Source organism: Nonomuraea sp. NPDC003560 (genome assembly GCF_042878785.1).
In the GTDB taxonomy this organism is placed as follows: domain Bacteria; phylum Actinomycetota; class Actinomycetes; order Streptosporangiales; family Streptosporangiaceae; genus Nonomuraea.
The window spans coordinates 468,613-488,497 of the sequence record NZ_JBIAOF010000001.1; the positions used below are offsets into that span (position 1 = coordinate 468,613).

The 19,885-nt window shown below is 73.1% G+C and carries 16 protein-coding genes; 9 read left to right on the forward strand and 7 right to left on the reverse strand.

Going from position 1 to position 19,885, the window contains the following annotated elements; translation table 11 throughout:
* Positions 1–47: 47 nt before the first annotated feature.
* Entirely contained in the window at positions 48–935 is an 888-nt protein-coding gene (locus ACFYUV_RS02225) for a neutral zinc metallopeptidase (protein WP_387664015.1), read from the reverse strand.
* A 140-nt stretch (positions 936–1,075) separates the two neighbouring features.
* Between ACFYUV_RS02225 and dxs the strand changes: the two genes are divergently transcribed.
* A complete protein-coding gene (gene dxs, locus ACFYUV_RS02230; RefSeq protein WP_387656681.1) occupies positions 1,076–2,968 on the forward strand; it encodes a 1-deoxy-D-xylulose-5-phosphate synthase in 1,893 nt (630 codons plus the stop codon).
* Here dxs and ACFYUV_RS02235 read toward each other — a convergent pair.
* Positions 2,913–3,551: a DedA family protein gene (locus ACFYUV_RS02235; RefSeq protein WP_387664017.1), complete on the reverse strand. Its 639-nt coding sequence runs from the start codon at positions 3,549–3,551 to the stop codon at positions 2,913–2,915. The two genes, dxs and ACFYUV_RS02235, sit on opposite strands and share 56 nt — an antisense overlap.
* Positions 3,552–3,641: 90 nt before the next feature.
* Here ACFYUV_RS02235 and ACFYUV_RS02240 point away from each other — a divergent pair, with 90 nt between their 5' ends.
* Positions 3,642–5,105, forward strand: coding sequence for an amino acid permease (locus tag ACFYUV_RS02240; RefSeq protein ID WP_387664019.1), 1,464 nt, complete (start codon positions 3,642–3,644; stop codon positions 5,103–5,105).
* Positions 5,106–5,147: 42 nt separating this feature from the next.
* Here the strand turns inward: ACFYUV_RS02240 and ACFYUV_RS02245 are convergent, their stop codons facing one another.
* From ACFYUV_RS02245 to ACFYUV_RS02260, 4 genes are all read right to left on the reverse strand, one after another.
* Complete coding sequence (locus tag ACFYUV_RS02245; protein ID WP_358284727.1) at positions 5,148–5,543, reverse strand: SSI family serine proteinase inhibitor; 396 nt, start codon at positions 5,541–5,543, stop codon at positions 5,148–5,150.
* A gap of 88 nt (positions 5,544–5,631) precedes the next feature.
* On the reverse strand, positions 5,632–7,719 hold the full coding sequence (locus tag ACFYUV_RS02250; RefSeq protein ID WP_387664021.1) for a 3-hydroxyacyl-CoA dehydrogenase NAD-binding domain-containing protein: 2,088 nt from the start codon (positions 7,717–7,719) through the stop codon (positions 5,632–5,634).
* Positions 7,716–8,879, reverse strand: coding sequence for a thiolase family protein (locus tag ACFYUV_RS02255; protein WP_387656872.1), 1,164 nt, complete (start codon positions 8,877–8,879; stop codon positions 7,716–7,718). The genes ACFYUV_RS02250 and ACFYUV_RS02255 overlap by 4 nt, the downstream gene beginning before the upstream one ends.
* Before the next feature lie 61 nt (positions 8,880–8,940).
* Complete coding sequence (locus ACFYUV_RS02260) at positions 8,941–9,669, reverse strand: hypothetical protein (RefSeq protein ID WP_387664023.1); 729 nt, start codon at positions 9,667–9,669, stop codon at positions 8,941–8,943.
* 368 nt (positions 9,670–10,037) lie between these two features.
* Here ACFYUV_RS02260 and ACFYUV_RS02265 point away from each other — a divergent pair, with 368 nt between their 5' ends.
* Positions 10,038–11,411: an LCP family protein gene (locus ACFYUV_RS02265; protein ID WP_387664025.1), complete on the forward strand. Its 1,374-nt coding sequence runs from the start codon at positions 10,038–10,040 to the stop codon at positions 11,409–11,411.
* A 13-nt stretch (positions 11,412–11,424) separates the two neighbouring features.
* On the opposite strand, the gene ACFYUV_RS02270 is transcribed toward ACFYUV_RS02265, so the two are convergent.
* The gene (locus tag ACFYUV_RS02270; protein ID WP_352365580.1) at positions 11,425–11,718 is read right to left on the reverse strand and encodes a helix-turn-helix domain-containing protein; all 294 of its coding nucleotides are present in this window, start codon (positions 11,716–11,718) and stop codon (positions 11,425–11,427) included.
* A gap of 93 nt (positions 11,719–11,811) precedes the next feature.
* On the opposite strand from ACFYUV_RS02270, the gene ACFYUV_RS02275 reads away from it, so the two are divergent.
* The 6 genes from ACFYUV_RS02275 (at position 11,812) to ACFYUV_RS02300 (ending at position 19,884) form a co-directional block, all read left to right on the forward strand.
* Positions 11,812–13,239: an FAD-dependent monooxygenase gene (locus ACFYUV_RS02275; protein ID WP_387664027.1), complete on the forward strand. Its 1,428-nt coding sequence runs from the start codon at positions 11,812–11,814 to the stop codon at positions 13,237–13,239.
* 91 nt (positions 13,240–13,330) lie between these two features.
* On the forward strand, positions 13,331–14,425 hold the full coding sequence (locus ACFYUV_RS02280; RefSeq protein ID WP_387664029.1) for a hypothetical protein: 1,095 nt from the start codon (positions 13,331–13,333) through the stop codon (positions 14,423–14,425).
* A gap of 124 nt (positions 14,426–14,549) precedes the next feature.
* The gene (locus tag ACFYUV_RS02285; protein WP_387664031.1) at positions 14,550–15,548 is read left to right on the forward strand and encodes a LacI family DNA-binding transcriptional regulator; all 999 of its coding nucleotides are present in this window, start codon (positions 14,550–14,552) and stop codon (positions 15,546–15,548) included.
* Between the two features lie 31 nt (positions 15,549–15,579).
* Entirely contained in the window at positions 15,580–16,353 is a 774-nt protein-coding gene (locus tag ACFYUV_RS02290; RefSeq protein ID WP_387664033.1) for a sugar phosphate isomerase/epimerase family protein, read from the forward strand.
* 8 nt (positions 16,354–16,361) lie between these two features.
* Positions 16,362–17,279 (forward strand): alkaline phosphatase family protein, encoded by a 918-nt coding sequence (locus tag ACFYUV_RS02295; RefSeq protein ID WP_387664035.1) that lies wholly within the window; start codon positions 16,362–16,364, stop codon positions 17,277–17,279.
* Between the two features lie 34 nt (positions 17,280–17,313).
* Positions 17,314–19,884 (forward strand): PEP/pyruvate-binding domain-containing protein, encoded by a 2,571-nt coding sequence (locus tag ACFYUV_RS02300; protein WP_387664037.1) that lies wholly within the window; start codon positions 17,314–17,316, stop codon positions 19,882–19,884.
* The last annotated feature ends 1 nt before the right edge of the window (position 19,885 follow it).

Consider the following 19,885-nt stretch of genomic DNA (forward strand, 5'->3'; position numbering starts at 1 on the left):
GCACACTACAAAAGAGAGAGATCAAGGTAAAGCGGAAATGCCAGACGTCACTGGACGTTTCGCGCAGCCGCCGCCCACGTGTTGCACGCGCCCGGCGCGCCCCGGTTGAAGCCCCTGGTCATCCAGGCCGCCTGCGTCGGGCCCTTGCCGTGGTCGTTCTGCGGCCAGCCCTTGGCGCCGTTCTTGTAGAACCACTGGACCGTGTAGTCCCAGTCGGACTGGTTCACCAGGGCGGTGCCCTTCATCGTGCTCATGAAGACGGCGGAGAAGCACTCGGCCTGGAGTTCGGACTTGCGCGAGAGCTGGAGGCGCGCCGCCTTGCCCGCGGTGTTCCTGGCCGTCCAGTAGTAGTTCCAGATGCCGGAGGCCTGCTGGACGTGGTGGCCGTACTCGTGGGCGATCAGGCGGCTGATGCCCAGCGGGAACGGGTTGCGGAGCTGGGCGCGGGTGATCAGCAGGTACATCGTGCGGTCGGTGGAGCAGTAGACGCCGTCGGCGCCGGTGTTCCAGGCGCCGCAGGGCGTCCTGACCTTCTTGGTGATGATCCGCAGCCGCGGCTTGCCGAACGGCATGCGGGCCTTGCGGAACTGCGTCGCCCACGCCTTGTTCAGGCAGTTCGTCACCCGCGTGAGGAAGCGGCGGTAGGCGATCATGCTGCCCGCGGGCAGCGCGCCCGGCGCGCAGTTCACATCGGCGAGCCTGCCGGTCCGGTAGAGGGCGTTGGCCGTGGCCTGCGCCAGGCCGCCGGGCGCGGCGGCGCCGGCGCGGGCCGCGGCGGGCGATGAAGCGAGTTTCTGGGCTTGGCTGACCGGCGTACGCTCGGCCGAGGTCGTGGCGACGTCGGAAAGCACGAGCACGAGGGAGGCGGCGGCCATGGCGAGTGCGAGAGCCGCGGCGACCACGGCCGCGATCTTGCCTTTAGGGAGGGAGTTCATATGTCCGGAAAGACTAGGTCAAGATCGGACATAAGTGGGTGGATTTGACTCGATGGAGTCAGCGAGACGTCGGCGAACTAGACTCTTCTGCGTCGTCGAAAAGGAACAGACGGCGAACGAGGCAGAGGGGAGTCGCATCCGTGAGCGGGTTGCTGGGCTCGATAGAGGGACCGCACGACGTCAAACGGCTCGCTGTTGAGGAGCTGCCGCGGCTCGCGGGGGAGATCCGTGACCTGCTCGTCGACGCCTGCGCCAGGTTCGGCGGCCACCTCGGGCCGAACCTGGGCGTGGTCGAGCTCACCATCGCCGTCCACCGCGTCTTCGACTCCCCGCGCGACCCGGTCATCTGGGACACCGGCCACCAGGCGTACGTGCACAAGCTGCTCACCGGCCGCGCGGCCGGGTTCGAGGCGCTCAAGCAGGAGGGCGGCCTGTCCGGCTACCCGAGCCAGACCGAGTCCGAGCACGACTTCGTCGAGAACTCCCACGCCTCCACCGCGCTGTCCTACGCCGACGGCCTGGCCAAGGCGTTCAAGCTGCGCGGCGAGCGCGAGCGCACGGTCGTCGCGGTGATCGGCGACGGCGCGCTCACCGGCGGCATGGCCTGGGAGGCGCTGAACAACATCGCCGCGATCAAAGACCTGCCCGTCGTGATCGTGGTCAACGACAACGGCCGCTCCTACTCCCCGACCATCGGCGGCCTGGCCTCCCACCTGTCCTCGCTGCGCGTCAACCGCCGCTACGAGGACATGCTCGAATACGTCAAGGACAAGCTCGGGAACGTTCCCGTCCTCTACGACGCCCTCCACGGCTTCAAGAAGGGCGTCAAGGACGTCCTGGCCCCGCAGGTCATGTTCGAGGACCTCGGCCTGAAGTACGTCGGCCCCATCGACGGCCACGACGAGCAGGCCATGGAGGCGGCGCTGCGCAAGGCCCGCGCCTTCCGCGGGCCGGTCATCGTCCACGCCCTCACCCAGAAGGGCCGCGGCTACACCCCCGCCGAGAACCACGACGAGGACCAGTTCCACTCGCCCGGCGCCTTCGACCGCGCCACCGGCGCCGAGAAGCCCAAGCCGCGCATCTGGACCAACGTCTTCAGCGAGGAGCTGGTCAGGCTCGGCAAGGAGCGCGAGGACCTGGTCGCCATCACCGCGGCCATGCTCCACCCCACCGGCCTCAACGCCTTCGCCGACGCCTTCCCCGACCGCATCTACGACGTCGGCATCGCCGAGCAGCACGCGCTCACCAGCGCCGCCGGCCTGGCGCTCGGCGGCCTGCACCCGGTCGTGGCCGTCTACGCCACCTTCCTCAACCGGGCCTTCGACCAGCTCCTGATGGACGTCGCCCTGCACCGGCTGCCGGTCACCGTCGTCCTCGACCGGGCCGGCGTCACCGGCGACGACGGCGCCAGCCACAACGGCATGTGGGACCTGTCGATCCTCCAGGTCGTGCCCGGCCTGCGGATCGCGGTGCCGCGCGACGGCGACCGCGTCACCGAGCTGCTGCGCGAGGCCGTGGAGGTCTCCGACGGGCCGACCGTGCTGCGCTTCCCCAAGGGCCCGGTGGCCGAGCCCCTGGAGTCCGTGGGCCGCCTGGGCGAGATGGACCTGCTGCGGGCCGCCGAGGGCGAACCGGACGTGCTGCTGGTGGGCGTCGGCCCGATGGCGCACGTGTGCATGGAGGCGGCCGTCCTGCTCGACGCGCAGGGCATCTCGGCCACCGTGGTCGACCCGCGCTGGGTCAAGCCGCTCGACGAGGCGCTGACGCTGGCCGCCGGCGCCCACAAGCTGGTCGCCGTGGTCGAGGACAACGGCCGCGTGGGCGGCGTGGGCGACGCCGTGGCCCGCCTGCTCCGCGACGCCGACGTCGACGTCCCGGTGCGCACCTTCGGCATCCCGCAGGAGTTCCTCGACCACGCCAAGCGGGCCGCGATCCTCGGCCGCATCGGCCTGACCGGCCAGGACCTCGCGCGCCAGATCACCGAGGCCGTCGCGAAGCGGACCTCCCGCGTGGAGCAGCCGGTCCGCCGTTGAGCACCCGGCGGACCACGGCGGTGATCGCCAGCATGACGACCACCGCCGCGGCCGCCGCCGGCAGCAGCAGGCCCGCCTCCCGCCGCGCCATCTGCCCGGCCGCCGCCCCCAGCACGACGTACGTGCTCACCCACGCCGTGCTGCCCAGCAGGGCCCACGGCATGAACCGGCGGTAGGGCATGCCCACCGCGCCCGCCAGGGCCGGCGTCAGCGCGTGCACCACCGGCAGGAAGTAGGCCAGGGCCAGCGCCCAGCCGCTGCGCCGCAGGATCTGCTCCGCCCTGGTCCAGCGCTCCTCGCCGACGCGCCGGCCGAGCCTGCTGTCGCGCAGGCGGGGGCCGTACCGGCGGCCCAGGCGGTGGCCGCCCGTCGCGCCCAGGAGGCAGGCCAGCACGCCGGTGCCGATCAGGGCCAGCGTCTCGGGCACGCCGCCCGACGTGGCGCCCGCGACGATCAGCAGGCCGTCGCCCGGCGTGATCAGGCCGATCCCGACCGAGGCGTCCAGCGTCAGGAAGACCAGGACGAGCGCCAGCACCACCGCCACGTCCTGACCGGCCAGCGTGTCCAGCAGGTCGTCCACCATGATGCGGGTCCGCTACCCCCGACGAGGCGCTTCACCGGCCGGCCCGGCGCGAGCGCATGATCACGGAGGGTCTGGGAAGGATCGCTGATCGTGGACATCTTTCGCACGAAGAGCGTCGAACAGTCGATCCGCGACACCGAGACTCCCGAGCATCAGCTGCGTAAACGCCTGACCGCCATGGACCTGATGGTGTTCGGCATCGGCGTGATCGTCGGCACCGGGATCTTCGTGCTCACCGGCCAGGTGGCCAAGGAGGTGGCCGGGCCGGCGGTCGCGGTCTCGTTCGTCGTGGCGGCCGTCGTGTGCGGACTGGCGGCGCTGTGCTACGCCGAGTTCGCCTCGACGATCCCCGTGGCCGGGTCCGCCTACACCTTCTCCTTCGCCACCCTCGGCGAGTTCCCCGCCTGGGTGATCGGCTGGGACCTGATCCTGGAGCTGGCGCTGGCCGCGGCCGTGGTGTCGGTCGGCTGGTCGGGCTACTTCGCCTCGATGCTCGACTCCGTCGGCATCCACCTGCCGGCCTCCATCGCGGGCGACGATCCCGTGGTCAACGTGCCCGCGGTGGCCATCGTGCTGATCCTCACCGCGATCCTGGTGGCCGGCATCAAGATCTCCTCGCGGGTCAACCTGATCCTGGTGATCACCAAGATCACGGTGGTGCTGCTGGTCATCGTGGCCGGGCTGTTCTTCGTCAAGGCCGCCAACTACACGCCCTTCATCCCCGACCCGGTGGCCTCGCCGCGGGTCGAGGGGCTGAAGGCGCCGCTGATCCAGGTGCTGTTCGGGGTCACGCCCGTCGCGTTCGGCGTGATCGGCATCTTCTCGGCCGCGGCGATCGTGTTCTTCGCCTTCATCGGCTTCGACATCGTGGCCACCGCCGCCGAGGAGACCGTGCGCCCGCAGCGCGACGTGCCGCGCGGCATCATCGGCTCGCTGGCCGTCTGCACGATCCTCTACGTCGCCGTCTCGCTGGTCGTCGTCGGCATGCAGCCGTACAAGCAGCTGAGCACGAGCGCGCCGCTGTCGGACGCGTTCACCGCCGTCGGCCACCCCTGGCTGGCCGCCATCATCAGCGTGGGCGCCATCGCCGGTCTGACGACCGTGGTGCTGGTGCTGCTGCTCGGGCAGACCCGGGTGTTGTTCGCCATGTGCCGCGACGGCCTGCTGCCGCGCCGGCTGGCCGTCGTCCACCCGACCTTCGGCACGCCCGCCAGGCTCACCGTCCTCATCGGCCTGGTGACCATGGCGCTGGCCGGGTTCGTGTCGTTCGGGGAGCTGGCCGAGCTGGTGAACATCGGCACGCTGTTCGCGTTCATGGTGGTGTCCGTCGGCGTGATCGTGCTCCGGCGCACCCGGCCCGACCTGGAGCGGGCCTTCCGGGTGCCGATGGTGCCGCTGCTGCCGATCCTGTCGGTGCTGGCCTGCCTCTACCTGATGCTCAACCTGCCGTTGGAGACCTGGCTCAGGTTCGTCGTCTGGATGATCATCGGGGTGGTCGTCTACTTCGCCTACGGCTACCGGCACAGCAGGCGGGGCGCCGTGCCCGGCCGGTGACGCGCGAGGGGGGCGGGCCGGCCGCCCGCCCCCCTCACCCGCTCAGATCGCCAGGAGCGTTCCGAGGCCCGCCTTCATCGTGCAGGCGTTGGTGTAGACCTTGCCCCACTGGACGGTCTTGCCGTACCACTTGCCGAGGATCATGACGGCGCGCGGCTCCACCTCCTTGCCGCAGGCCGCGGCCGCCTTCGGCGAGACGTTGATCTTGGCCGGGTCGCCCTTCACCTTGCGCAGGAGCTCGCAGGCGGCGTGGGCGGAGGGGTGGGTGCCGCCGTCGGGGCTGCAGTTGAGCCAGGCGCCCTTGGTGGGGCCGTTCTTCACTGCCACGGTGACCTTGAGGACGACCTTGGGGGTGGGGGGCGCCGCCGCCAGGGAGGGCGACGACGCGCCCAGCACGAGGGCTCCGCACAGAGCGATCGTGCCGACTGCTCGCATCATGGTTACTCTCCGTTCGTAGGACGGCACAGTACGCTACGGCGAAGGCGGCCATGACGTACGGAGACCCGCCGGGCGGGCCTCCGTAAAATCACGCGGGCAGCGAGGCCACACCGGGCGGAAGGAACCGGGGCTGGGCGATCCCCGACCTGTCCAGATAAGGCGTGATGCCACCCAGATGGAACGGCCAGCCGGCGCCCAGGATCATGCACAGGTCGATGTCCTGCGGCCCGGCGACGACGCCCTCGTCCAGCATGATCCGGATCTCCCGGGACAGCGCCCCGAGCACGCGCTCGCGGACCTGCTCGGCCGTGGACGGCGAGGTGCCGCCGGCGAACAGGGCCACCGCCTCCGGGTCGAGGGAGAAGTCCGGACGGTAGACGCCGGGCTTGCCCGAGGCGACCAGCTTGGCCATGTTCTCCGAGACGCCGAACCGCTCGGGGAAGGCCGCGTGCAGCGTCTCGGCGACGTGCAGGCCGACGGCCGGGCCGACGAGCTGCAGCAGCGCGAACGGCGTCATCGGCAGCCCCAGGCCGTCGAGCGCGTGCTCGGCGACCTCCAGCGGCGTGCCCTCGTCCACGGCGGCCACGACCTCGCCCATGAAGCAGGTCAGCAGCCGGTTGACCACGAACGCCGGCGCGTCCTTGACCAGCACGGACGACTTCCGCAGCGACTTGCCCACCGCGAACGCCGTGGCCAGCGTGGCGTCGTCGGTCGAGGCGCCCCTGATGATCTCCAGCAGCGGCATCACGGCGACCGGGTTGAAGAAGTGGAACCCGACCAGCCGCTCGGGGTGCGCCAGCCCGGCGCCCATCTCGGTGAGCGAGAGCGAGGAGGTGTTGGTGGCGAGCACGCACTCGGCCGACACCACGGCCTCGACCTCGGCGAACACCTGCTTCTTGACCGCCATGTCCTCGAAGACGGCCTCGATGACGAAGTCGGCGTCGGCGAAGGCGTCCTTGGTCAGGGAGCCGGTGACCAGGGACTTGAGCCGGTTGGCCTGGTCGGCCGAGACGCGGCCCTTGCCCAGCAGCTTGTCGACCTCGGCGTGCACGTACCCCACGCCCTTGTCCAGGCGGGACTGGTCGAGGTCGGTCAGCACGACCGGGACCTCCAGGCGGCGGGCGAACAGCAGCGCCATCTGCGAGGCCATCAGCCCGGCGCCCACGACGCCGACCTTGGTGACCTTGCGGGCCAGCGACCTGTCCGGCGCGCCGGCCGGACGCTTGGCCCGGCGCTGGACCAGGTCGAAGGAGTAGAGCCCGGCCCGCAGCTCGTCGCCCATCAGCAGGTCGGCCAGCGCCTGCGTCTCGGCGGCGAAGCCCTCGTCGCGCGAGGCGGTCGCGGCCAGCGCGATCAGGTCGAGCGCCCGGTAGGGGGCGGGGGAGGCGCCGCGCAGCTTCATGTCCACCAGGAAGCGCGCGTCGGCGACGGCCTTGTCCCAGCCGTCGTGCTCCAGCCGCTCGACGGCGACCTCGCCCTTGACCACGCGGGCGGCCCAGCGCAGCGACTCCTCCAGGAAGTCGGCCGGCTCGAACATCGCGTCCGCGACGCCCAGCTTGTACGCGTCCGCGCCCTTGATCATGCGGTTCTGCGACAGCGGGTTCTCGATGATCAGCTTGATCGCGTTCGCCGGGCCGATCAGGCGGGGGAGCAGCTGCGTGCCGCCCCAGCCGGGCACCAGGCCGAGGAAGCACTCGGGCAGCGCCACCGCGGGCACGCCGGAGGAGATCGTCCGGTACGCGCAGTGCAGCGCGATCTCCAGGCCGCCGCCCATGGCCGCGCCGTTCACGAACGCGAACGTCGGGATCGGCAGCTCGCCCAGCCTGCGGAAGACGTGGTGGCCCAGCGCGCCGATGGCCTCGGCCTCCTCGCGGGAGGCCACGGCGGCCGCGCCCTTGAGGTCGGCGCCGACGGCGAAGATGAACGGCTTGCCGGTGACGCCCACCGCGGCCAGGTCGGTGCGCTCCGCGATCCGCGACAGGGCCTCCTCCAGCGCGAACAGGCCGTGCGGGCCGAAGGTGTTGGGCTTGGTGTGGTCGAAGCCGTTGTCCAGGGTGATCAGGGCCATCGTGCCGGCGCCGCCGGGCAGCGGCACGTCGCGCACGAGGGCCTTGGTGACGACCTCGTCGGTGTTGCGCCCGCTCAGCAGCGCGCGCCAGGTCTCGATGTCGCTCATGCCAGGTTCTCCCAGATCACAGTGCCGCCCATGCCCATGCCGACGCACATGGTGGTGATGCCGTACCGCACGTCGGGCCGCTCGCCGAACTGGCGGGCGAGCTGCGTCATGAGCCGCACGCCCGAGGAGGCCAGCGGGTGGCCGAAGGCGATCGCGCCGCCGTAGGGGTTGACGCGCTGGTCGTCGTCGGCGATGCCGAAGTGCTCCAGGAAGGCCAGCACCTGGACGGCGAACGCCTCGTTGATCTCGAACAGGCCGATGTCGCCGATGGACAGCCCGGCCAGCCGCAGCGCCCGCTCGGTGGACGGGATCGGGCCCACGCCCATCACCTCGGGGTCCACGCCCGCGAAGGCGTAGGAGACCAGGCGCATCTTCGGCGTCAGGCCCAGCTCGCCGGCGACCTCGCGGGCGGCCACGATGCAGCCGGTGGCGCCGTCGTTGATGCCGGAGGAGTTGCCCGCGGTGACGTTGCCGTGCGGGCGGAAGGGCGTCTTGAGCGCGCCCAGCGCCTCCATCGTGGTGCCGGGGCGCGGCGCCTCGTCCTCGGCGGCCAGGCCCCAGCCCTTCTCGGCCGTCCGGACCGCGGTGGGCACGAGGTCGGGCTGGATCTTGCCGTCGGCATACGCCTTGGCCGCCTTCTCCTGCGAGAGCACCGCGTAGGCGTCGGCGCGCTCCTTGGAGATCGACGGGTAGCGGTCGTGCAGGTTCTCGGCGGTCATGCCCATGACCAGCGCGCTCGGGTCGACCAGCTTCTCCGACAGGAACCGCGGGTTGGGGTCCACACCCTCGCCCATGGGGTGGCGCCCCATGTGCTCGACGCCGCCGGCGATGGCCACGTCGTAGGCGCCGAAGGCGATGCCGCCCGCGACCGTGGTGACCGCGGTCATCGCGCCCGCGCACATGCGGTCGATCGCGTAGCCGGGCACGCTCTTGGGCAGACCGGCCAGCACCGCCGCCGAGCGGCCGATGGTCAGGCCCTGGTCGCCGATCTGGGTCGTCGCGGCGATGGCCACCTCGTCCACGCGCTCGGGAGGCAGACCGGGGTTGCGCCGGATGAGCTCGCGGATGACGCGGACGACCATGTCGTCGGCGCGGGTCTCCGCGTACAGTCCCTTCGGCCCTGACCTGCCGAAGGGCGTGCGTACGCCGTCGACGAACACGACGTCACGAGAGGAAGGCACGGATTCGCTCCTCGTTCTTGGATGGGGTTCCGCGCCTATGCTACTCGTCGGTAACCACCCCGCAGACGAGGGCGGCGGTCAGCAGCGCGTAAACGATCGGCATGGGCGGTTCCCAGAGATGGGCGCGGGCTCCGAGCAGGGCGGCGACCGCCACGGCCGCGCCCGTCCAGAGCGCCGCGCCCCCTCGTGGACGCGCGCCCCGGCCGGGATCCCACGGATCGCCAGGTGATCCTCCCGGACGACCGGCGCGCGCCACTATCCCCAGGGCGTCCCGTGCCCACCAGATGAGGAACGACACCCCCGCGGCCAGGCCGATCACCATGGCGGCCTCGACGGCCCAGCTCAGAGCGTCGGCGAAGGCGTACAGGGCGGCCGCCCTGAACTGGCCGGGAGAGGTGGCGCCGAGCAGCAGCAGCGCGGCCCAGCCGGACGCGACGCCGAGCCGGCTCAGCGGACGCCGCCGGGCCGAGGGCGGCACGGCGAACAGCTCGCGCTCGCGCCGGCGCACCAGGCGCGCCCGCGCGCCCCACACCAGCTGGGTGACCGCCAGGACGGGCAGCGCGGTCGCGAACACCACCAGCGAGAGCACGGCGAGCGGTAACGTCTGCTCTCTGGTCGGCGCGCGGTCGGCCAGCACCTGTGACGTGGCCAGCAGCGCGATCGAGCCGGCGAGCGCGACGAAGACGGCCCGGCGGGCGGTCCGGGCGGCGGTGCGCAGCCCGGCCAGCGCCTCGGCGCCTGGAGGGGGCGCCATCTCGGTCAGAAGCATGGACGTCATGATGGCGTCACGGACCGTAGTGACGCCGTGGATTCGCGCGCATTGCATGGAGCCCTCGCCGGACGCGTCCGCCGGAGGCTGCTATGGGGTGAAATTTGCGACACGCCGTATATACGGCGGATTATCAGTATGCTGCGCGTCACACCAGAGGGGGCCGCGCTCTGCGAGGGGCGCGCGGGGGTGCGTCCTGTGCGGGCGCGCGTAGAGGGGGGCGCGTGAGCGAGGGCCGGAGAGCGCCGGAACGGCCGCAGCATCGCCCCGACCGCCGCCCGGACCGCCGCCCCGATCAGCGCCCCGACCGTCGCCTGGACCGGCCCCCGGGGCCTGCGCGGCGGATCACGCCGCTGGCGTGGGTGAGCATGGTGCTGACGTTCGTGCTGGTCGTCGTCACGCTGGGCGGGTACGCGTACTACCGCAGCATCTTCGCCGACATCCCGATCCTGCCGCCGGTGGAGGCCGGGTCGCGGCCGCCCGAGACCGGCGCGCTCAACGTGCTGCTCGTCGGCTCGGACTCGCGCGAGGGCGACAACAAGAAGTACGGCGCGAAGTCGCAGGGCCTCGGTGAGCGCACCGACACGATCATGGTGCTGCACATCTCCCCGGACCGGGACAAGGCCACCATGATCAGCTTCCCCCGGGACACCATGGTCATGATCCCGCAGTGCCGGAGCCGCACCGGCACGATGCTGGCCGGCGGGCTGCGCCAGATCAACTCCGCCTTCAACGACGGCGGCATCAACTGCACGGTCCGCACGCTGGAGTCGCTCACCAACATCAAGATCAACCACATCGTGAAGGTCGACTTCACCGGCTTCAAGGGCATCGTCGACGCCCTCGGCGGCATCGAGATCTGCCTGCCCAAGGCGGTCAACGACCCCAAGGCCAAGCTCGTGCTCAGCGCGGGCAAGCACGTCGTCAAGGGCGAGCAGGCCCTCGGGTACGTGCGCACCCGCTACGCCCTCGGCGACGGCAGCGACCTCGGCCGCATCCAGCGCCAGCAGGTCTTCCTCACCAAGGTGCTGGACAAGATCACCGATGGCGGGCTGCTCACCGACCCCGCCAAGCTCAACGCGTTCCTGCGGGCCGGGGTCAAGGCCGTCTCCCTGGACAGCGAGCTCGCGCAGCCGGACCGGATGCTGGAGATCGCCAGAAGCGTCCAAGGGCTGACCGCCAAGGAGCTCAAGGGCATCACCGTGCCGGTGGAGGCGTACCCGGCCGACAAGAACCGGGTGCAGCTCAAGCAGCCGGACGCGCGCAACTTCTTCGAGGCCGTGCGCTCCGACGTCAACGTGACCCCGCCCTCGGCCGCCGCCAAGCCGAAGGTCGAGAACGGGCAGGTGCGCGTCCAGGTGCTCAACGGCACCACCGAGCTCGGCAAGGCCGGTCAGGTGGCCGACGAGCTGGCCGACCAGGGGTTCGCCGTCGTCCAGGTCGGCAACGCCGCGCCGGTGGCCACCACGTCGATCCGGTACGCGAAGAAGGACGCCGACAACGGCGCCGTCTACGGGGACGCCGTGGCCGCCCGGCTGTCGAAGGACAAGCGCACGCCGGTGGCGGGCAAGGTCGCCCCGGTGAACCCGAAGCCGTACGCGACCAAGGTCACCCCGCTGCCCGACGGGCCGATCGTGCAGCTCGTCATCGGGGCCGACTGGCCGGGCGTGCGGGTGGCGTCGGCGATCCCGGGCTCGCTCAAGGACAAGGTGGTCGACTCCACCACGAACCCCTGCCTGTGACCCGGCCGGCGGGTTAGAGGTCCTCGGCCAGCAGCAGATCGACCAGGCCGGGGAAGCGGGCGTCGAGGTCGTCGCGGCGCAGCCGGATGAACAGCTTGCGGCCCTCCGGGCGCTGGCAGATGACGCCGGCCTCGCGCAGCACCCGCCAGTGGGCGGTCAGCGTCGACTTCGGCACGTCGGCCACGACCTCGCCGCAGAACAGCTCGTCCCCCGAGGCCAGCGCGCGAACGATTTTGGCGCGTACGGGATGGCCGAGCGCGGCGAGCACCTCCACCAACTGGATCTGGTCACGCGACGGGTGCAGCATGCCGCCATTGTACGGATAACACGAACGGTGAGTTGACGGACATTGTTCGTATGTACGAAGATTACGTACTCATCCGCGTTCGAGGAGGCTCCTGTGTTCGATGTCGCCGTGGTGGGTGGCGGGCCCGTGGGCATGTTGCTCGCCGCCGAGCTGGGCCTGCAGGGGGTGCGGCCGCTGGTGCTCGAACGGCTCGCCGTGCCGACCGGCCAGTCCAAGGCCGGGACGCTGCACGCGGGCACGGCTCGGAGTCTGGACCGGCGCGGGCTGCTGGAGGCGGTGGGGCGGTCCACGTACGGGAGCGTGAGCTTCCACTTCTCCGGCATGTTCGGGCTCGACCTCGGCGCGGTCTCGGACGGCGGCCCGAGCATCGTGGGCAGCCCGCAGGCGTGGGCCGAGCAGGTGTTCGCCCGCCGCGCGGCGGCCCTCGGCGCGGAGATCCGGCGTGGCCAGGAGGTCACCGGCCTGGAGCAGCGGGACGACCACGTCGCCCTGACCGTGAACGGCCGCGAGCTGACCGCCCGGTACGTCGTCGGCGCCGACGGCGCGCGCAGCGTCGTGCGCAAGGCCACCGGCATCCCGTTCACCGGCGCCGGGGCCCGCGTCGCCGCGCTCATGGGCGACGTGCGGCTGCTCGACCCGTACACGGTGCCGCCGGGCTACACGCGTACGCCGCGGGGCTGGGCCATCGTCTGGCTCGACCCCGCCGGGCACAGCCGCGTCACCACCTACGACTTCCGCGCCCCGCACGCCGACCGGGAGGCGCCCGTCGCGATCGAGGAGCTCCAGGAGGCGGCCGAGCACATCCTCGGCGTCCCGGTCCCGATGGCCGGCGCGCGCAACCTGTCCCGGTACGGCGACGCCGCCCTGCAGGCCGAGACCTACCGCGTGGGCCGCGTCCTGCTGGCCGGGGACGCCGCGCACGTGCACTTCCCGTGGGGCGGCCAGGGGCTCAACACCGGCCTGGGGGACGCCTTCAACCTGGGCTGGAAGCTGGCCGCCGAGGTGCGCGGCCAGGCCCCCGCCGGGCTGCTGGACAGCTACCACGCCGAGCGCCATCCGGTCGGCGCGCGGGTGTTGTGGAACGTCCGGGCCCAGAGCGCGCTGGCCCACCCCGACCCGGCCGTCGACCCGCTGCGCGAGCTGTTCGCCGAGCTGATGCGGTTCGACCAGGTCAACGAGTACCTGAGCGGGATGATCGCCGGGGTGGACACCGCCTACGACGTGGGCGTGCCCGGAGCCGGGCGGATGGCTCCCGACCTGGCGGTCAAGACGGCCGGCGGCGTGGTGCGCACCGCGGAGCTGCTGCGCGGCGGCCGGGCGCTGCTGCTGGACCTCGGCGGACGCGACGACCTGGTGGCGGCGGCCGCGCCGTGGGCGGACCGGCTGGAGATCGTGCGGGGCGGCGCGGAGCACGACGCCGAGGCGCTGCTCGTGCGTCCCGACGGTTACACGGCCTGGACGTCGGAGGCGCGGGGGCATCCGCTGGAGGCCGCGCTCGCCCGCTGGCTGGGGCGAATGTGACGCAGAGTAACTTTAGCGAAACATGTGAAATATCCGGACAAGTCTGTTAAGAAAGGTCGCGGTCCGTATTCAGAGCTAGAGAGGTTCCATCGTGGCGCGCGACGAGAACGACAGGCCGTACGAGGATGGGCAGGGTAAAGCGTTAAACCCGGAGCTGACCGGAGACGTGCTGTCCCCCCGGTGGAGCACCGAGGACACCGACGAGCAGCCCGCGATCCAGGTCTCCGGCAACGAGACCTACATCCTCCCGGCCGGCCAGGCCGCGCAGCCCGTCGAAGCCCCGGCGACCCCCGTGACCCCCGCCGACGCGCCGCACGACGTGCTCGACGGCCCGAGCGGCCCGCACGACGTCCTGGACGGGCCGAGCGGGTCCCACGAGGCCCTGAGCGGGCCGCACGAGACGCTGGCCGGGCCGTACGAGAGCCTGAGCGGGCCGCACGCCGTCGTCGAGGCGGACGGGCCCGGCGTTCCCGGCGGTGACCCGGCGGCCGACGACGACCTGCCCTACCTGCCGCTGGACCAGGGCTACAAGCCCGACGGCGACGACGACGCGGGTGAGACCAGGCGCGGCTTCCTCGGCTCCGGCTGGACCGACGACGCCGACGACCGCCGGGTCGGCGCCGGGCGCGATCGCGAGGTGCGCCGGCGTACCAGGGTGCTGGTGCTGGCGGCCGCCGCGGTGGTGCTGGTCGGCGCCGGGGCGGGCTGGCTGCTGACCGGCACCTCCTCCGACGACCCGTGCGGGGTCGGCGCCTGCGCCGGTGCCAGCCAGGTCACCGCCCCGCCGCAGACCGCGCTCCCGGAGGAGACCGAGTCCGCCCCCGAGCCCGAGGAAACGGACACCGCCGAGCCGACCGTGTCCGAGACCGTAACCCCCACCCCCGTGGCCCGCCGCCCCCGTCCCACCCGCGAGCCGTCGGCGCGGCCCACCGCCACCCGCGAGAGCCGTCCGACGGCCACGCCTGACGAGAAGGTCACCCACGGCCCGCAGGACGGGATGAACGAGACCTCCGACGGCACCCCCGAGGACTCGGCCGAGGAGTCGGCCAAGGCGCCCGCCACCAGGCAGCCGGAGCGGCAGGAGAGCGCGCCCCCCACCCAGGCGCCGCCCGCGCAGCAGGAGCAGCCCGCCCCCGCGCCGAGCGAGAAGAAGGGCCTGTTCGACATCCTGTTCCCCTGGGCGTGAGGGGCCCGTCGCCGTCCTGGTGAGCGCGGTGCCGCGAGTTGTGCCGCCGCCGCGGGCGGGCGTGCGAGGATGCGGAGCCAGGTCGTCGTCTGGCAGACTTGGAAACCGCTTTCCGGGAGGTCTCGTGGTCACGCTTGAGGACGTCGCCAAACAGGCCGGCGTCTCCCTCGCCACCGCCTCGCGGGTGCTCAACGGCAGCACCCGCCAGGTGGGCGCGACCCTGCGGGCCCGCGTCGAACGGGCCGCCGACGAGCTCGGCTACCGCGCCAACATCGCCGCCCAGACGCTGGCCCGGGGGGCGAGCAACGTCATCGGCATCGTCGTCCACGACCTGACCGACCCCTACTTCGCCGCGCTGGCCGACGGCGCGATGCGGGCCGCCGCCACCGAGGGCATGCTCGTCATGGTGGGCACCACCCACCGCGACCCCGAGCAGGAGATCGCCTACGTCGCCACCATGAACGCCCAGCGCGTGCGCGCCGTGCTGCTGGTCGGCTCGCGGGTCGCCGACCCCGTCGTGACCGGGCGGCTGCGCGAGGAGCTGGCCCGCTACCAGGAGGGCGGCGGACGGGCCGCGTGCGTCGGCCAGGACCTGCTCGGCGTGGACACCGTCGCGCCCGCCAACCGGGCCGGCGCCGCGGCCCTGGCCCGCGCGCTGGCCGGGCTCGGGCACACCCGCTTCGCCGTGCTGGCCGGGCCGCCCCACCTGGTGACCGCCGCCGACCGGTGCGAGGGGTTCACGCAGGCGCTGCGGGAGCTGGGCCTGCCCGAGCCCGTCGTGGTCCACGGGCCGTTCGACCGCGACGGCGGCTACCGGGCCGCGACCGAGATCGGCGCGGCGACCTGCGTGTTCGCGGTCAACGACGTGATGGCCGTGGGCGCGCTGGCCGCCTGCCGCGAACGCGGGATACGGGTACCCGAGGACGTCTCGGTGGCCGGGTTCGACGACATCGTCACGCTGCGTGATCACGTGCCCGCGCTGACGACCGTGCGGCTGCCGCTGACGGACATGGGGGCGCGGGCCCTGGAGCTCGCGCTCGGCCGCGAGGACGCCGCCGCCCCCGTGGTCGAGCACGTCGCGGGCGAGGTCGTGCTGCGGGAGAGCGTCAGGAGGATGGCATGAGCGTGACGGGCGCGGAAGCCGGGGTGACGGCGTGAAGCTGGCGGTCAGCACGTTGGGGATGCCGGGGGAGGGGCTGGAGCGGGCGGCCGGGATCGCCGTGGCGCACGGCTGCCAGGGGCTTGAGCTGCGGCTGCATCCGGACACCGGCGTCCATGCCGGGCTTACCGCGCGGGAGCGGCGCGCGGTGCGGGAACGGGTGGAGCGGGCGGGGCTGGAGATCGCCGCCCTGGCTGGATATGTCGGCATCTGTGAGCCGGGGCCGGACGAGCCTGTCGCCGACGCGCTCCTCGCCGACCTGCGGCTGGCCGCCGATCTGGGCGCGCCGGGCGTGCGGGTGTTCCCGCGCGGCGACGATCCGGCGGTCGGCGCCCGCCGGCTGAGGTCTGTGGCCGGTACGGCCGCCGCCCTCGGCGTACGCGTCCTGGTCGAGACGCACGACCGGATGCCCACCGGCGCGGCCGTGGCCGGGCTGCTGGCCGAGGCGGGCCGCCCCGAGGTCACCGGCGCGCTGTGGGACCTGCTGCACCCCTGGCGGCACGGCGAGTCCCCGGCCGCCACGCTGGCCGCGCTCGGCCCCTCGCTCGCCTACGTCCAGGTCAAGGACGCCGTCTCGGCCGAGGACACCACCCCGGTCCCGATGGGGACGGGCTCGGTCCCGCTGGAGGAGGCCGGCGACCTGCTGCGCGCGGCCGGCTACGCCGGATGGGTCTCGCTGGAGTGGGAGCGCACCTGGTACCCGGACGTGGCGCCGGTCGAGGAGATCCTGCCGGGCGCGGTCGCCTGGGTGCGACGGTTCACCGCTTAGATAGGGGAATGCCCCTTAACAAGAACAAAGTCCTCGTGGTCGGCATGGACGGCCTGCGCTTCGACCGGCTCGTCGCCCTGGCCCCGCCGGTCCTGTCGTCGTTGATGGCCTCCGGCGCGTACGGCACCAGCCGGCTCCCGTACGGCGAGGCGGCGGCCCCCAGGACGGAGTCGCCGGGCGAGGTCGTGCCCAAGGCTCCGGAGCCGCCGGCGGCGGGCCGCGTGATCAGGTCGCGCACGGACTCGGGCCCCGGCTGGTCGTCGATCGCCACGGGCGCCTGGCCCGACAAACACGGCGTCGTGGACAACAGCTTCACCAGCCCCCAGTTCACGAAATTTCCGGACTTTTTGAGTCGTGCGAAGAATGCCCGCCCCGACCTGGTGACCGCCGCCTTCCTCTCCTGGGCCGCCCTCGGCGAGCACGGCGCGTTCGGCCCCGCCATCGACCACCGCATGGTCCTGGACGGCTACGCCCTCACCTGGACCGCCGCCGACCGGCAGATCGCCGACGCCGCCGAGCGCCACCTCGCCGAGACCGGCCCCGACCTCGCCTTCGTCTATCTCGGCGACACCGACGAGGTGGCCCACGCCCTCGGCCCCCACTGCCCCGAGTACGCCGCGGCCCTGCACGCCCAGGACGCCTACCTGGGCCGCCTGCTCGACGCCGTCCGCGCCCGTCCGGGGGAGAGCTGGACGGTGCTGGTCACCACCGACCACGGCCACGTGGACGAGGGCGGCCACGGCGGCACCTCGGCCGAGGAGCGCACGGTGTTCGTGATCGCGAACCGGCTGGACGCGGACCTCGGCGGCCGCCCGCTGGCCGAGCCCCGCCTGGTGGACGTCGGCCCCACCGCGCTGGCCCTGCTCGGCGTGCCGCTCGACCCGGCCTGGGAACTGGACGGGACACCGCTGTTCAACAGTTGGTGAATTTATGGCAGACTCGGGAGAGGGGGTGCCTTCCATGAGGACCACACACGACCTCTCCGAGATCGACGCCACGATGCTCGCCGAAGTGGGCGGAAAGGCCGCCAACCTCGGCGAGCTGACTCGCGCCGGCCTGCCCGTCCCGCCCGGCTGGGCCCTGACCACCGACGCCTACCGGCAGGTCGCCGCGGGGCTCGACCTCACCCCGGGCGACGGGCTCGCCGCGCGGGCCAGGCGCCACCTGCTGCGGGCCGAGATACCCGCCCCGGTGCGCGAGGAGATCGTGACGTCCTACGCGCGGCTCGGCGCGGACGTCCCGGTGGCCGTGCGCTCCTCGGCCACGGCGGAGGACCTGCCGTTCGCCAGCTTCGCCGGCCAGCAGGACACCTTCCTCAACGTGGTGGGCGCCGAGGCGGTGCTCGACGCCGTGCGCCGCTGCTGGGCCTCGCTGTGGAGCGACCGGGCCGTGGCCTACCGGGAGGCGAGCGGCGTCGGCCACGCCGGCGTCCGGCTCGCGGTGGTCGTCCAGGTGATGGTGGACGCGCGGGTGGCCGGGGTGATGTTCACCGCGAATCCGGTGACCGGCAGGCGGCGCGAGACCGTCCTCGACGCCGCCCCCGGACTCGGCGAGGCGGTCGTCTCCGGAGCCGTCGATCCCGACCGGTTCGTCGTCTCGGGCGGCGAGGTGCTGGAACGGCGGGCGGGCGGCCCGAAGCTGGCCGTCCGGCCGCTGCCCGGCGGCGGCGTCGAACACGTCGAGACCACCGCCGGCGGGCTGTGCCTGACCGACGCGCAGGTGCTCGCCCTGGCCGAGCTCGGCGCGCGCGTCGAGGACCACTACGGCACGCCGCAGGACACCGAGTGGGCCATCGGCCAGGACGGCACGCTCTGGCTCACCCAGGCCAGGCCGATCACCACCCTCTATCCGCTGCCCCGGCCGGTCGGGCCCGGCCTGCGCGTCCACCTGTCGCTCAACGTCGCCCAGGGCGTGATGGGGCCGTTCACGCCGATGGGGGTGTCGGTGTTCAACCTGGTGGCCTCGGGGGCGGCGACCCTGTTCGGGCACGCGCCCGCCGACCGGCTCGACGGCCCGGCGTTCCTGTCCGAGGCGGGGCAGCGGTTGTGGATCGACCTGACCACGCCGCTGCGCAGCCGTACCGGCCGGGCGGTCCTGACCCGCATGATGCCCCTGGGGGAGGCGCGGGCCGCGGCCGTCGTGCGGGAGCTGGCGGGCGACCCGCGGCTGTCGGTCGTCCAGACCTCGCCGCGCCCGTTCCTGCGCGGGCTGCGCCGCTTCGCGCGCCGCGTGCACGCGCCGGCGCGGGTCCGCGACGCGCTGCTGAGCCCGGCCAGGGCGCTCGCCCTCGCCGCCCGCGTCGGCGAGGAGCTGGACCGCAGGCTCGAACCGCCGCCCGGCGCCACCCCCGCCCAGCGCCTCGACCACGCCGAACGCCTGCTCGCCGGGACGTTCCCGGCCATCGTCTCGATCATGCCGATCGTGATCACCGGCTACGCCCTGCTCGGCCTGGCCGCCCGGCTCTCCGGCACGCGGGTGGGCGACCTGCAGGACGTCCTGCGCGGCGTCCCGAACAACCCGACCACCGAGATGGACCTCGAACTGTGGGACCTGGCCGGCCGCGTCGAGCCCGAGGCGTTCCGTGAGGAGCCCGCGGCCGAGCTGGCCCGCCGCTACCGGGCCGGCGAGCTGCCGCCGCGGGCCCAGAAGGAGCTCGCCGCCTTCCTCGGCCGGTACGGCCACCGCGGCGTGGCCGAGATCGACGTCGGCGTGCCCCGCTGGTCCGACGACCCCACGCACATCCTCGGCGTACTGGCCAACTACCTGCGCATGGACGCCGGCGCCGCCCTCGCCCCCGACGCGCTGTTCGCCAGGGGCGCGCGGGCGGCGCGGGAGGAGGTCGAGCGGGTCGCCGCGCTGGCCGCGCGCAGGGGCCGGTGGCGGGCGCCCGTGGTGCGCTTCGCGCTCGGCCGCACCCGGGCGTACGCGGGGCTGCGCGAACTGCCCAAGTACCACGCGGTCAGGGCCATCGCCGCCGTCCGGCACAGCCTGCGCGCGGTCGGGGAGCACCTGGCCGCCGCCGGCGTCCTGGACGACGCCGCCGACGTGTACTTCCTGCGCCTGGAGGAGGCCAGGTCCGCCCTGTCCGGCGGCGACCTGCGCGACCTGGTACGCGAGCGGCGCACGACGTACGAGCGGGAGTCGCGCCGCCGGCACGTGCCCCGGATCATGCTCTCCGACGGCACCGAGCCCGAGGCCCTGGCCGGACCCGTCCCCGACGGCGCGCTGACCGGCACGGCCGCCTCGGCCGGCACGGTCACCGGCCTCGCCAGGGTGGTGCTCGACCCGAACGGCGCCCACCTCGAACCGGGCGAGATCCTGGTCTGCCCCTCGACCGACCCCGGCTGGACCCCGCTGTTCCTCACGGCCGGCGGCCTGGTGATGGAGATGGGCGGCGCCATGTCGCACGGCGCCGTGGTGGCCCGCGAGTACGGCATCCCCGCCGTCGTCGGCGTCCGCGACGCCACCGGCCGCATCGCCACGGGCCAGGAGATCACCGTCGACGGAGCGGCGGGCACGGTGACGCTTTAGA

Excerpts from the sequence above, each read along its gene's own strand:
- ACFYUV_RS02225 (WP_387664015.1), bottom strand. The coding sequence starts at position 935 with ATGAACTCCCTCCCTAAAGGCAAGATCGCGGCCGTGGTCGCCGCGGCT.
- ACFYUV_RS02235 (WP_387664017.1), bottom strand. The coding sequence starts at position 3,551 with ATGGTGGACGACCTGCTGGACACGCTGGCCGGTCAGGACGTGGCGGTG.
- ACFYUV_RS02245 (WP_358284727.1), bottom strand. The coding sequence starts at position 5,543 with ATGATGCGAGCAGTCGGCACGATCGCTCTGTGCGGAGCCCTCGTGCTG.
- ACFYUV_RS02250 (WP_387664021.1), bottom strand. The coding sequence starts at position 7,719 with ATGAGCGACATCGAGACCTGGCGCGCGCTGCTGAGCGGGCGCAACACC.
- ACFYUV_RS02260 (WP_387664023.1), bottom strand. The coding sequence starts at position 9,669 with ATGCTTCTGACCGAGATGGCGCCCCCTCCAGGCGCCGAGGCGCTGGCC.
- ACFYUV_RS02265 (WP_387664025.1), top strand. The coding sequence starts at position 10,038 with ATGGTGCTGACGTTCGTGCTGGTCGTCGTCACGCTGGGCGGGTACGCG.
- ACFYUV_RS02270 (WP_352365580.1), bottom strand. The coding sequence starts at position 11,718 with ATGCTGCACCCGTCGCGTGACCAGATCCAGTTGGTGGAGGTGCTCGCC.
- ACFYUV_RS02295 (WP_387664035.1), top strand. The coding sequence starts at position 16,362 with ATGCCCCTTAACAAGAACAAAGTCCTCGTGGTCGGCATGGACGGCCTG.
- ACFYUV_RS02300 (WP_387664037.1), top strand. The coding sequence starts at position 17,314 with ATGAGGACCACACACGACCTCTCCGAGATCGACGCCACGATGCTCGCC.